This window comes from Pseudomonas sp. RC10, assembly GCF_038397775.1.
GTDB classification, from domain to species: Bacteria; Pseudomonadota; Gammaproteobacteria; order Pseudomonadales; family Pseudomonadaceae; genus Aquipseudomonas; species Aquipseudomonas bambusae.
This window is the reverse complement of record NZ_CP151650.1, coordinates 5666134-5678936: the sequence shown is the minus strand read 5'-3', so window position 1 is coordinate 5678936 and position 12803 is coordinate 5666134. Positions and strand designations below refer to the sequence as shown.

The window sequence follows — 12803 nt, the reverse complement described above, 5'->3', positions numbered from 1 at the left end:
GCACACCTTCTTTCCGTCAATCCGCACCAGGCCGGTTTCATGTCGCATGAATAAGCACAGCCAAACACAAGCATCCCTGGAAGGAGCGGCCCATTAAACCGCTTTTCTCAAAGGGCCCGTCGCTGGGCGTTCGTCTGTTGGTGCTGGTCGTCCTCTCCGTGGCCGTCATGGTCGTGGACGCGCGTTTCACCCTGCTCAAACCTGTTCGCAGCCAGATGTCGCTGGTGCTGATGCAGTCCTACTGGATCGCCGACCTGCCTGAACGTTTGTATCAAGGCGTTGCCAGCCAGTTTGGCAGCCGCACCGAACTCGCTGCCGAAAACGAAAAACTCAAGACTGAAAACCTGCTGCTCCAGGGGCGTCTGCAGAAGCTGGCAGCACTGACCGAGCAGAACGTTCGGCTGCGCGAGTTGCTGAACTCGTCCGCGTTGGTCAACGAGAAGGTCGAGGTCGCCGAGCTGATCGGTATGGACCCGAACCCCTTCACCCATCGCATCATCATCAACAAGGGTGAGCGCGACGGCGTGGTGCTGGGTCAACCGGTGCTCGATGCCCGTGGCCTGATGGGGCAGGTGGTCGAGTTGATGCCTTACACCTCCCGCGTGTTGCTGCTGACCGACACCACCCACAGTATTCCGGTGCAAGTGAACCGCAACGGCCTGCGAGCGATTGCCAGCGGCACCGGCAACCCGGAGCGCCTTGAGCTGCGGCACGTGGCGGACACCGCCGACATCAAGGAAGGCGATCTGCTGGTGAGTTCCGGTCTGGGTCAGCGCTTCCCGGCGGGTTACCCGGTGGCGACGGTCAAGGAAGTGATTCACGACTCCGGTCAGCCGTTCGCAATCGTGCGCGCCGTGCCGACTGCTGCGCTGAACCGCAGCCGTTACCTGCTGCTGGTGTTCTCCGATGGCCGTTCGCCGGAAGAGCGCGCTGCCGACGCTGCGCAACAGCAGGAATCACTGGACCGTCAGGCCGCTGATCCGTCTGCCGTGCCGTCTGCCACTGTGCCAGGCGTTGCGCCTGCGGCGACACCGAATAAACCGGTGGTCCCTGCGACCGTGCCGAAGCCCGCTGCGACCGGCCACAGCACCTCGTCAGCCCCTGCCGCTGCGCCTGCAACGACGCCCGCTGCCGCCACTCCGGCGAAGCCCGCGAGCAAACCACCGGCCAAGCCGCCCGCCAAGCCTGCGGTGACCAAACCAGCCACGCCAGCGGCTGCCCCTGCGGCGACGCATGAGAGGGAAGAATAATGGCGCGTCATGCCCCTGCACGAAACGGCTGGGTGGTCTGGCTGACCTTCGCCATCGGCCTGCTGCTCAGCGTTTCGCCGCTGCCGCAATTCATGGAAATCTTTCGCCCGCTGTGGCTCGCGTTGCTGCTGGCGTTCTGGGCCCTGGCCTTGCCGCACAAGATCGGCATGGTTACCGCGTGGATGCTCGGCCTCGCTGAAGACGTACTCTACGGGACGTTGCTGGGGCAAAACGCGTTGATCCTGACGCTGATCACCTTCCTCGTCCTGTCGTTGCAACAACGCTTGCGGATGTTCCCGATGTGGCAGCAATGCCTGGTGATTCTGGTGATCTTCGGCCTGGCGCAGTTGGTGCAGCTGTGGCTCAGCGCCCTGACCGGCAACCGCCAGCCGACCCTGGCGTTGGTGTTGCCTGCGCTGGTCAGCGCGTTGCTCTGGCCGTGGGTGAGCTACGGCCTGCGCGGTTTGCGGTTGCGTTTGAAGATTAATTGAAATAGCAGGCTGCGGGCAGGACCCTGAGGGAGCGAATTCATTCGCGATGCGATTTGTCCGGCGACACATCTCTATCGGCTGTACCGGCGTTTCGTCGGAATGCCGCCCAGAATGAATCCGCTCCCACAGGAGTGGCGCTGGCTAAGCTGAAGATCACTGACACGGAGACGTCCCATGCCCCAACTTCTTCTCGCCTCCGGCTCCCCGCGCCGTCGTGAATTGCTGACGCAGATCGGCGTGCCGTTCACCACGCTCAGCGCCGACATCGACGAAACCCCGCTCCCCAACGAAACCCCGACGGCTTATGTCGAGCGCTTGGCCCGTGGCAAGGCTGACGCCGGTTTGCTGCAACTGGCCAACGACCCCGCCTACCCCACCGCCTGCGTTCTCGGCGCTGACACGGCAGTGGTTCTCGACGGTCGCATTCTCGGCAAACCTGCTGACGAAGCCGAATCTCTGGCCATGCTCGCTGCGCTGTCCAATCGCGAACACGAGGTGTTGACCGCCATTGCGGTGGTCGATGAGCAGCACTGTGAAACACGTGTCGTCAGCAGTCGCGTGCGTTTTCGTCCGATTTCCCCCGAAGAGGCCCGTGCCTACTGGGCCAGTGGTGAGCCACGGGACAAAGCCGGCAGTTACGGCATTCAAGGGCTGGGCGCCGTGTTCGTGGAAAACCTCAGTGGCAGTTATTCCGCCGTTGTCGGCCTGCCCTTGTGCGAAACCGCAGAAATCCTCCAGCGTTTTGGCATACCCTGCTGGCAATGCCTGGAAGGTGAAAAACCATGAGTGAAGAGATTCTGATCAACATCACGCCGATGGAGTCGCGCGTGGCCGTCGTTGAGAACGGGGTTTTGCAGGAAGTCCATGTCGAGCGCACCCAGCGTCGCGGGATCGTCGGCAACATTTACAAAGGCAAAGTTGTGCGTGTGCTGCCGGGAATGCAGGCGGCGTTCATCGACATTGGCCTGGACCGCGCGGCGTTCATTCACGCCTCGGAAATCTCCATGCGCGAAGGCCCGGCGGTGGAAACCATCAGTTCGCTGGTCCACGAAGGCCAGAGCCTGGTGGTGCAGGTCACCAAAGACCCGATCGGCAGCAAGGGCGCACGCCTGACCACTCAGCTGTCGATTCCCTCCCGCTATCTGGTGTACATGCCGCGCACGGCCCACGTCGGGATTTCCCTGAAGATCGAAGACGAAGTCGAGCGCGAGCGCCTCAAACAGGTCGTCAGCGATTGCGTGGCCAAGGAAGGGATCAAGGAGAAGGGCGGTTTCATCCTGCGCACGGCAGCCGAGGGCGCCGGGGCCGATGAGATCATGATGGACATCCGCTATCTGCGCCGCCTCTGGGACCAGATCGGCGAGCAGATCAAGACCATCGGCCCGGCCAGCGTCATTTACGAAGATTTGGGCCTGGCCCTGCGCACGTTGCGCGATCTGGTCAGCCCGCGAATTGAAAAAATCCGCATCGACTCCCGGGAAACCTTCCAGAAGACCACGCAGTTCGTGGCCGAGCTGATGCCGGAAATTGCCGACCGTCTCGAACACTACCCCGGCGAGCGGCCAATTTTCGACCTGTATGGCGTCGAAGACGAAATCCAGAAAGCGCTGGAGCGCAAGGTGCCGCTGAAGTCCGGTGGCTATCTGGTGATCGACCCCGCCGAAGCGATGACCACCATCGACGTCAATACGGGCGCGTTCGTCGGCCATCGCAATCTCGAAGAGACGATTTTCAAGACCAACCTGGAAGCGGCTACGGCGATCGCCCGGCAACTGCGCCTGCGCAATATCGGCGGGATCATCATCATCGATTTCATCGACATGGAAGACGGTGAACATCAGCGTCAGGTGTTGCGCACGCTGGAGAAGCAACTGGAGCGCGATCACGCGAAAACCAACATCATCGGCATCACCGAGCTGGGCCTGGTGCAGATGACCCGCAAGCGTACCCGCGAGAGTCTGGAGCAGGTGTTGTGCGAGCCGTGCAGCAGCTGTCAGGGGCGCGGCAAGCTGAAAACGCCCGAAACCATCTGCTACGAGATTTTCCGCGAAATCTTGCGCGAAGCGCGGGCCTATCAGGCGTTGGGGTATCGGGTGCTGGCGAACCAGAAAGTGGTGGATCGGCTGCTTGACGAGGAGTCTGGCAACGTCGCTGAGCTGGAAGTGTTCATTGGCCGGACCATTCGTTTTCAGGTCGAAACCATGTATTCCCAGGAACAATATGACGTTGTGCTGCTCTGATTGGGCTCAAAACACCGCTTGAACCGCCGCGCCTTGCGCCGCGCGGTCGTTGACCAGACAACCGAGCCTATTGACGGGCCGATGGCAAGGATGCCTTTCAAAGAGAATTTTGCGTGGCGAATGAGCACTTCCCGGACCTACCCGTAACCGCACGACTGAGCCGGATGCCATTGAAGGGCGCGCTGCCTGGAGGCTCGGCGACATGGAGCGTCTGACACGTTTCCTCGCGACCCTGACGCGTTGGGGGCTGAGCGTGTGCGCGCTGGTTTTGGTGTTGATCGCGCTGTACGTCAGCCTCGGCCGCCAATTGGTGCCGATGGTCGCCGAGTACCGTACAGATGTTGAGGTCAAGGCGCAGGCGGCGGTGGGTATGCCGGTCAGCATTGGACGTCTCGAAGGCAGTTGGAGCGGCTTTGCGCCGATTTTCACAGCGCGGGACGTCATGGTAGGACAGGGTTCTGCCTCGGTGCGTCTGGACCATGTGCGTGCGGTGCCGGACCTGTGGGCCAGCCTCAAGGCGCGGCAGGTGCGTATTGCGCGGCTTGAGCTCGATGGGCTGCAAGTGGGGCTCAAAGAAGACAAGGACGGGCACTGGGCTCTCCAGGGCTTACCGGTGCAGGATGACAAGCCGTTCGACCCTGAACAGGTGCTGACGCAGATGCAGATGATCTCGACCCTGTCGCTGTTCGACAGTCAGATCACCTTGCAGCCTTATGAGCAAGCCCCGCTGACCTTGACTTACGCCAGCATGACCCTCAAGACCGGGCGCTTCCATCAGCGTCTCGACGCTAAGGTGACGCTGCCGGACGGCCAGCCACTGTCGCTGAACGTACGCTCTAAAATCCGCGCCAGCGCGTGGCGGGACGCGGAGGCCGAGGCTTACCTGAGCCTGCCTCAGAGCGAGTGGTCCAAGTGGCTGCCAAAAAGCCTGACACGGGACTGGAAGATCAAGACCCTCAAGGCCGGTGGCGAGTTCTGGTTGACGTGGGGCAAGGGCACGCTGCAATCCGCCGTGGTCCGACTCAATGCGCCACAGTTCAAAGGGGCGTATGCCGCCCGCAAGGCCACGAAGATCGACAACCTGGCCCTCAACGCATGGCTCCAGCGCGATGACGCTGGTTTCAGTGTGTCGGTGAGTTCCCTGGCCATGGACCTTGGCGGCAAGCGCTGGGAAAGCCGACTCCAGCTCAAGCAGACGGCGGCGACCTCCGACGCACAAGAGCTATGGAACGTACAGGCTGATCGTCTGGATCTGACGCCGGTGACGCCGCTGCTCGACTCGCTCGCACCGTTGCCTGACAAGCTGATGGTGGTGCTCGATCACCTGAACGTCACCGGCGGCCTGCGCAACGTGCTGGTCGATTATCGTCCGCAGGCCGAGGGCGCCAAGCGCCTGAGCTTTGCTGCCAATCTGGACAAGGTCGGTTTCGACGCCTATCACGGCGCGCCTGCGGCCGGAAATGTCAGCGGCGCCATCAGTGGCGACTTGGGGCAGGGTGAACTGCGCCTGAACACCGACGATTTCATGCTGCATCTGGACCCGATCTTCAAGAACGAATGGAATTATCACCACGCCGATGCACGCCTGACCTGGGCGTTGGACGATCAGGGTTTCACGCTGATCGCCCCGTACATCAAGGTGGTCGGTGACGAGGGCAAGATCGCCAGCGATTTCCTGATTCGCCTGCATTTCGATCAGGCTCAAGAAGACTACATGGACCTGCGCGTCGGGCTGGTGGATGCCCACGGTCGCTACACGTCCAAATACCTGCCTGCCGTGCTCAGCCCGTCGCTTGATCATTGGCTGCGCACGGCCATTCTCAGCGGCAACGTCGAACAGAGCTTCTTCCAGTATCAGGGCTCGCTGAATCACGATGCGCAGGACGTGGCGCGGGTCATCAGCCTGTTCTTCAAGGTGCGGAACGCCAATCTTGCTTTCCAGCCCGGCTGGCCGCAGATGACCGGTGTCGATGGCAACGTGTTCGTCGAGAACAGCGGGGTGCGTATTCGAGCCACCAAAGGCCAGTTGCTCGGCACTCAGGTGAGCAACGTGGCGGTGGACGTGCCTCACGTGCCGTTGGGGCAATCGAGTCATCTGCTGGTGGACGGTGACTTCAACGGCAGTCTGCAAGACGGCATGAAGATTCTGCAGGAAGCGCCCATCGGCACCGCCCAGACCTTCAACGGCTGGCAAGCGGAAGGGCCGCTGCAAGGGCATATCAATCTGGATATCCCGCTGGTCAAGGGCCAGGAGCCCAAGGTCGCTGTGGATTTCAACACCGACAGTGCCCGTTTGCGGTTGCCTGACCCGGTGCTTGATCTGACCCAGCTCAAGGGCAATTTCCGTTTCGATTACGCCAAAGGCCTGAGCGGCAAGAACATCAAGGCCATGGCGTTCGACAAGCCCGTCAATGCCGAAATATTCGCCGAAGGCAAGCCGGGGGCGCCGCTTACGCGCATCACGGCCAGCAGCCAGATCGCGACCAAACGCCTGACGGACTGGCTGAACGTCACTCAACCGCTGCCAGTGTCCGGGGATCTGCCGTACCAGTTGCAACTGACGCTGAATGGCGCCGACAGCCCGCTGCTGATCAATTCCAACCTCAAGGGCGTGGCCATTGACTTGCCTGCGCCGTTCGGCAAAACGGCCGATGAGACCCGCGACACCGATTTTCGTATGAATCTGCAAGGGGCCGAACGGCGCATCGGCGTGGGCTATGGCAGCTTGGCCAATTTTGCCTTCGCGGCCCCCGGCGGCAAGTTCGAGGACGGCCGTGGTGAGCTGTTCATTGGCGAGGGCGGGGCGATCATTCCGGACAGCAAGGGCCTGCGTGTACGCGGCTCGCTGCCCGAACTGGACATCGCGCCGTGGCAGGCGATGGTTCAGCGCTATGCGGGTAACGATCCGGGGGGCAGCGCCAAACAGTTGGTCAACAGCGTTGATCTGCAGATTGGCAAGCTGACCGCCATGGGCACGACGCTGGATCAAGCCAACGTGCAGCTCAAGCGCAATGACGCGAGTTGGGGTCTGTCGCTGGACAGCGCGAAGATCAAGGGCACGGCGACGCTGCCAGACGACAAGACAACACCCGCTGACATCAACCTGCTGTACGTCCGTTTGCCTGCGCCGGACCCGAACGCCGCCGTGGTGGAAAACGCGCCTGACCCGTTGGCGGACGTCGATCCGCACAATATTCCGGCGATGAACATCAAGGTCACCCAGCTGTTTCAGGGGGATCAACTGGTGGGGGCCTGGACATTGAAGGCTCGGCCCACCCCCGCAGGCCTTCAACTGAATGACATGGACCTGGGTCTGAAGGGCATTTCGCTGGTGGGCAACGGCGGCTGGGAAGGCACGCCGGGTTCGACGAGCAGTTGGTTCAAAGGCCAGGTGGCGGGGAAAAACCTCGCCGATGTGCTGAAGGCATGGGGTTTTGCGCCGACGGTGACCAGTCAGGAATTCGAGATGAATGCCGATGGCCGCTGGCCGGGTTCGCCCGCGTGGGTGGGGCTCAAGCGGTATTCCGGCAGCCTCGACGCCACGCTCAAAAATGGCCAGTTCGTTGAAGTGGAAGGTGGGGCGCAGGCGTTGCGGGTGTTCGGCCTGCTCAACTTCAACTCCATCGGTCGTCGTCTGCGCCTGGATTTCTCGGACTTGCTGAACAAAGGGCTGAGTTACGACCGTGTCAAAGGCTTGCTGGTGGCCAGCGACGGCGTGTACGTGACCCGCGACCCGATCACCATGATTGGCCCGTCGAGCAATCTGGAGCTTAACGGCACGCTGGACATGGTGCGTGACCGGGTCGATGCCAAACTGCTCGTGACCCTGCCGGTGACCAACAACCTGCCGATTGCCGCGCTGATAGTCGGCGCCCCTGCGATTGGCGGGGCGTTGTTTCTGGTCGACAAGTTGCTGGGCGACCGCGTCGCGCGTTTCGCGAGTGTGCAATACAAGGTCGAAGGCCCGTGGAAAGAGCCTAAAATCACCTTCGACAAGCCGTTTGAAAAGCCGCAGTAGGCAGAAGCCATTGGCGTCCATCATGAATTGGGCTGATACATGGGCTGTAGGAGTGAGCTTGCTCGCGATAGCGTCGCATCAGTCGACGTAATCGTCACAGAGACATCGGATCGCGAGCAAGCTCACTCCTACAGGGAACACCGTGCTTCGCGTTGGAGTACAGTGCAGTTCTACCGATCAAGGAGCGTTTCATGTCCTTCGCAGTGATTCAGATGGTCAGTCAGAGCGATGTCGCGGGCAATCTCGTTCAAGCGCGCAAGCTGCTAGAACAGGCTGCTGCCTCGGGCGCCAGGCTGGCCGTGCTGCCCGAAAACTTCGCCGCCATGGGCCGTCGTGACATCGCTGCCATTGGTCGCGCCGAAGCGTTTGGCGAAGGTCCGATCCTGCCGTGGTTGAAACTCGCCGCTCGCGACCTCAAGTTATGGATTGTCGCCGGGACATTGCCGCTGCCGCCGAAAGACCGGCCAGAAGGCAAAGTCACGGCGTGTTCACTGTTGATCGACGATCAGGGCGAACAGGTGGCGCGCTACGACAAGCTGCACCTGTTCGACGTGGACGTAGCGGATGCGCGCGGGCGTTATCGCGAATCCGACGACTATGCTCATGGCAACAACGTCGTGGTCGCTGATACACCCGTTGGAAAACTGGGGCTAACGGTCTGTTACGACCTGCGCTTCCCCGAGCTGTACACCGCGTTGCGAGACGCGGGCGCCGAATTGATTACCGCGCCGTCGGCCTTTACCGCCGTGACCGGCGCGGCGCACTGGGAAATCCTGCTGCGCGCGCGTGCCATCGAAACCCAGTGCTACGTGCTGGCGGCCGCGCAGGGCGGGGTGCATCCGGGGCCAAGGGAAACATTTGGACACGCGGCGATCATAGATCCATGGGGCCGCGTGCTGGCCGAGCAGGCACAGGGTGAAGCCGTGCTGCTGGCCGAACGAGACAGTGAAGAACAAGCGTCCATACGGACGCGAATGCCGGTGACGAATCATCGGCGATTTTTTTCGCAGGACGCCTTGCGGCCTGCCAACACCCCGGAGTGAATATGAGCGACTTGTCCTCTGTCAGCGAACACCTTCTGGCCCCCGGCGGCCTGAGCATCGACAGCCTGCAATCGGTGCTGGGTGAGCTGGCCGGTCCCGGAATCGACGCCGCTGACCTGTATTTCCAGGGCCAGATTTCCGAGTCCTGGGCGCTGGAAGACGGCATCGTCAAGGAAGGCAGCTTCAATCTCGACCAAGGCGTCGGCGTGCGTGCGCAGTCCGGTGAAAAAACCGGTTTTGCCTACAGCAACGCGATCACCCCGGAGGCGCTGAGCCAGGCTGCCCGCGCCGCTCGGTCGATTTCCCGCGCCGGTCAGAATGGCCGCGTGCAAGCCTTCACCACCCAGGACGTCGCCCAGCTCTACGCGCCTGATAATCCCCTGGAAGTCCTCACCCGCGCCGAAAAGGTCGAGTTGCTCAAGCGCATCGACGTGGCCACCCGTGCGCTGGACCCGCGCATTCAGCAAGTCACCGTGAGCATGGCCGGGGTCTGGGAGCGCATTCTGGTGGCGTCGACCGATGGCGGTCTGGCGGCGGACGTGCGCCCTCTGGTGCGTTTCAACGTCAGCGTGATCGTCGAACAGAACGGTCGCCGCGAGCGCGGCGGCCATGGCGGTGGCGGGCGTACCGACTACCGCTATTTCCTTCAGGAAGACCGCGCCATGGGCTACGCCCGCGAGGCGTTGCGTCAGGCGCTGGTCAACCTGGAAGCGATTCCTGCGCCAGCGGGTACGCTGCCAGTCGTACTGGGTTCCGGCTGGTCCGGCGTGCTGCTGCACGAAGCAGTGGGCCACGGTCTGGAAGGCGACTTCAACCGTAAGGGCAGTTCGGCCTACAGCGGTCGCATGGGCGAAATGGTCGCGTCCAAACTCTGCACCATTGTCGATGACGGGACCCTCGCAGGGCGTCGCGGCTCGCTGAGCGTGGACGACGAGGGCACCCAGACCGAATGCACCACGCTGATCGAGAATGGCGTGCTCAAGGGTTACATGCAGGACAAACTCAACGCACGGCTGATGGGCGTCGCCCGTACCGGTAACGGTCGTCGCGAGTCCTACGCGCACCTGCCGATGCCGCGCATGACCAACACCTACATGCTCGGCGGCCAGAGCGATCCGGCAGAAATCATCGCTTCGGTGAAGAAGGGCATCTACTGCGCCAACCTCGGCGGCGGTCAGGTGGACATCACCAGCGGCAAGTTCGTGTTCTCCACCAGCGAAGCCTATTTGATCGAAGACGGCAAAATCACGGCGCCGGTCAAAGGCGCGACGCTGATCGGTAACGGTCCGGAATGCATGAGCCGGGTGTCGATGGTCGGCAACGACCTGTCGCTGGACAGTGGCGTGGGCACGTGCGGCAAGGACGGGCAATCGGTGCCCGTGGGCGTCGGTCAGCCAACGCTGAAGATCGACGCGATCACCGTTGGTGGCACAGGGTCGTAAGCGGGGAATGAAGCACTGTAGGAGTGAGCTTGCTCGCGATTGCGGAATGTCAGACGCTTAATTTGAAAATGACACACCGTAATCGCGAGCAAGCTCACTCCTACAGGAGCAGCGTGTAGCAGGTGAGCAGCGGATTTAACGCAATCCGCGCTTGGTTTCGTCCAGTTCGCGGATGTATTTGAAGATTTTGCGGGTCGCGGTCGGGGCCTTGTTTTGCTTGGCCTCGTGCTGAGCCTGACGGATCAGCGAACGCAGTTGCTGACGGTCGGCTTCCGGGTATTCATTGACGAACTGTTCGAGCACGTCGTCAGTGCCGCCCACCAACCGGTCGCGCCAGCGTTCCAGATTGTGAAAGCGCTCGTTGTACTGGCGCGTGGAGGCGTCGAGTTGATCGAGCAGAACCAGGATTTCGTCCAGGTTCTGGTCGCGCATCAGCCGGCCAATGAACGAGATGTGGCGCTTGCGCGCAATGTGCGCGGTGTGCTTGGGCGCATCGGCCAGTGCCCGACGCAATTCGTCGGTCAGCGGCAGCTTGGCCAGCACATCGGGCTTGAATGTCGTCAAGCGTTCGCCCAGGTCTACCAGAGCGTGAAGCTCTTTCTTGATCTGGGTTTTGCTTTTCTCTCCGTCGAAGGAGTCGTCGTAAGAATCAACCATGGGGGCAGTCCGCAAATAAACGCCGCCATGATAACCAGTCAGGGACCAAATGTCCGGCCTGGCTGCCGAAATCGGAATTTGATGGAGTAAGTCATGAGTGCATCAGAAAGCGTCGGCCCACAGGCCCTCCCGGCACTGCAACAGCAGGTCGAGCAGATCGTCGCCGAAGCCAAACGCCAAGGCGCGACCGCGTGCGAAGTGGCAGTGTCTGTGGATCAGGGGCTGTCGACGTCGGTTCGCCAGCGCGAAGTCGAAACCGTCGAGTTCAACCGCGATCAGGGCTTCGGCATCACCCTGTATGTCGGCCACCGCAAAGGCTCGGCCAGCACCTCGGCCAGCGGCCCGGACGCCATTCGCGAAACTGTCGCGGCGGCACTCGCCATCGCCAAACACACCTCGGAAGACGAAAGCTCGGGCCTCGCCGATGCCGCGCTGATGGCCCGGGAGCAGCCGGATTTCGACCTGTTTCACCCGTGGGCGATCACCCCGGAAGAGGCGATCGAGCGCGCGTTGATTTGCGAAGCCGCGGCGTTCGATGCCAACAGCCTGATCAAAAACGCCGATGGCACGACCTTGAACGTGCATCAGGGCTGCCGCGTCTACGGCAACAGTCACGGCTTCATTGGCGGCTACGCATCCACCCGCCACAGCCTCAGTTGCGTGATGATCGCTGAAAAAGACGGCCAGATGCAGCGTGATTACTGGTACGACGTGAACCGTCAGGGCGAGCTGCTGATGGACGCAAGACTCATTGGCCAAAAAGCTGCCGAGCGCGCCGCGAGCCGTCTGGGCGCCCGTCCGGTGCCGACCTGTGAAGTGCCGGTGCTGTTTTCGGCGGAATTGGCGGGCGGTCTGTTCGGCAGTTTCCTGGGGGCTATTTCCGGCGGCAACCTGTACCGCAAATCGTCCTTCCTCGAAGGCGCTATCGGTCAGCGCCTGTTCCCCGAGTGGATGACCATCGACGAACGTCCACACTTGATGCGCGCCATGGGCAGTTCGGCGTTCGACGGCGATGGCCTGGCAACCTATGCCAAACCGTTCGTCGAGAACGGGGACCTGGTGTCCTACATTCTCAGCACGTATTCGGGCCGCAAACTGGGTCTGCCAAGCACCGCCAACGCGGGCGGCGTGCACAACCTGTTCGTTTCCCACGGGACTGAAGACCAGGCCGCACTGATCCGTCGCATGGGACGCGGCCTGTTGGTCACCGAACTGATGGGCAGCGGCCTGAACATGGTCACCGGCGATTATTCGCGCGGCGCGGCGGGCTTCTGGGTCGAGAACGGCGAAATTCAATTCCCGGTTCAGGAAGTGACCATTGCCGGCAACATGCGTGACATGTTCAAGCAGATCGTCGCCGTTGGCAGCGATCTTGAGATGCGCAGCAACATCCGTACGGGGTCGGTGTTGATCGAGAAGATGATGGTGGCGGGGAGCTGATTTCCCCAGCGTTGAGCGATTACCAAGGCCTGCCACGCGCAGGCCTTTTTTTGGCCCGGCATTTTTGAAATCCCTCCATCCCTGTAGGAGTGAGCTTGCTCGCGATTCGGTGTGCCAATCGCTGCATGCGTGGCTGATACGCCGCTATCGCGAGCAAGCTCACTCCTACAGGGCGCGTACTCGACTTTCATGACTGGACCCCCCTCCAATGTCGGGGTTGTT

9 protein-coding genes are annotated in these 12803 nt (G+C 61.8%); 8 read left to right on the top strand and 1 reads right to left on the bottom strand.

From position 1 onward, the window contains the following. Positions 1 to 92 precede the first annotated feature (92 nt). The 7 genes from mreC (at position 93) to tldD (ending at position 10484) form a co-directional block, all read left to right on the top strand. Entirely contained in the window at positions 93 to 1250 is a 1158-nt protein-coding gene (gene mreC, locus AAEO81_RS25685; protein ID WP_341964619.1) for a rod shape-determining protein MreC, read from the top strand. Then, positions 1250 to 1741, top strand: a complete 492-nt coding sequence (gene mreD, locus AAEO81_RS25680) for a rod shape-determining protein MreD (RefSeq protein ID WP_065990112.1) — start codon at positions 1250 to 1252, stop codon at positions 1739 to 1741. Before mreC ends, mreD begins: the two co-directional genes overlap by 1 nt. Positions 1742 to 1915: 174 nt before the next feature. Continuing rightward, positions 1916 to 2527, top strand: coding sequence for a nucleoside triphosphate pyrophosphatase (locus AAEO81_RS25675; protein ID WP_341959789.1), 612 nt, complete (start codon positions 1916 to 1918; stop codon positions 2525 to 2527). Beyond that, on the top strand, positions 2524 to 3981 hold the full coding sequence (rng, locus tag AAEO81_RS25670) for a ribonuclease G (RefSeq protein ID WP_166593718.1): 1458 nt from the start codon (positions 2524 to 2526) through the stop codon (positions 3979 to 3981). The genes AAEO81_RS25675 and rng overlap by 4 nt, the downstream gene beginning before the upstream one ends. A gap of 202 nt (positions 3982 to 4183) precedes the next feature. Beyond that, the gene (locus AAEO81_RS25665) at positions 4184 to 7999 is read left to right on the top strand and encodes a YhdP family protein (RefSeq protein WP_341959787.1); all 3816 of its coding nucleotides are present in this window, start codon (positions 4184 to 4186) and stop codon (positions 7997 to 7999) included. Positions 8000 to 8190: 191 nt separating this feature from the next. Next, positions 8191 to 9042 carry a carbon-nitrogen hydrolase family protein gene (locus tag AAEO81_RS25660; RefSeq protein ID WP_341959785.1) on the top strand — a complete coding sequence of 284 codons (852 nt, stop codon included), beginning with the start codon at positions 8191 to 8193 and terminating at the stop codon, positions 9040 to 9042. 2 nt (positions 9043 to 9044) lie between these two features. Then, positions 9045 to 10484 carry a metalloprotease TldD gene (gene tldD / locus AAEO81_RS25655; protein WP_166593715.1) on the top strand — a complete coding sequence of 480 codons (1440 nt, stop codon included), beginning with the start codon at positions 9045 to 9047 and terminating at the stop codon, positions 10482 to 10484. A gap of 135 nt (positions 10485 to 10619) precedes the next feature. Here the strand turns inward: tldD and yjgA are convergent, their stop codons facing one another. Continuing rightward, complete coding sequence (yjgA, locus tag AAEO81_RS25650) at positions 10620 to 11141, bottom strand: ribosome biogenesis factor YjgA (protein WP_166593714.1); 522 nt, start codon at positions 11139 to 11141, stop codon at positions 10620 to 10622. A gap of 93 nt (positions 11142 to 11234) precedes the next feature. Between yjgA and pmbA the strand changes: the two genes are divergently transcribed. Beyond that, a complete protein-coding gene (pmbA, locus tag AAEO81_RS25645) occupies positions 11235 to 12581 on the top strand; it encodes a metalloprotease PmbA (protein WP_341959782.1) in 1347 nt (448 codons plus the stop codon). Positions 12582 to 12803 lie beyond the last annotated feature (222 nt).

What these genes read in the sequence shown, in the direction of transcription:
- tldD (WP_166593715.1), top strand. Translation starts at nt 9,045, where the DNA reads ATGAGCGACTTGTCCTCTGTCAGCGAACACCTTCTGGCCCCCGGCGGC.
- AAEO81_RS25675 (WP_341959789.1), top strand. Translation starts at nt 1,916, where the DNA reads ATGCCCCAACTTCTTCTCGCCTCCGGCTCCCCGCGCCGTCGTGAATTG.
- rng (WP_166593718.1), top strand. Translation starts at nt 2,524, where the DNA reads ATGAGTGAAGAGATTCTGATCAACATCACGCCGATGGAGTCGCGCGTG.
- pmbA (WP_341959782.1), top strand. Translation starts at nt 11,235, where the DNA reads ATGAGTGCATCAGAAAGCGTCGGCCCACAGGCCCTCCCGGCACTGCAA.
- yjgA (WP_166593714.1), bottom strand. Translation starts at nt 11,141, where the DNA reads ATGGTTGATTCTTACGACGACTCCTTCGACGGAGAGAAAAGCAAAACC.
- AAEO81_RS25660 (WP_341959785.1), top strand. Translation starts at nt 8,191, where the DNA reads ATGTCCTTCGCAGTGATTCAGATGGTCAGTCAGAGCGATGTCGCGGGC.
- mreD (WP_065990112.1), top strand. Translation starts at nt 1,250, where the DNA reads ATGGCGCGTCATGCCCCTGCACGAAACGGCTGGGTGGTCTGGCTGACC.
- AAEO81_RS25665 (WP_341959787.1), top strand. Translation starts at nt 4,184, where the DNA reads ATGGAGCGTCTGACACGTTTCCTCGCGACCCTGACGCGTTGGGGGCTG.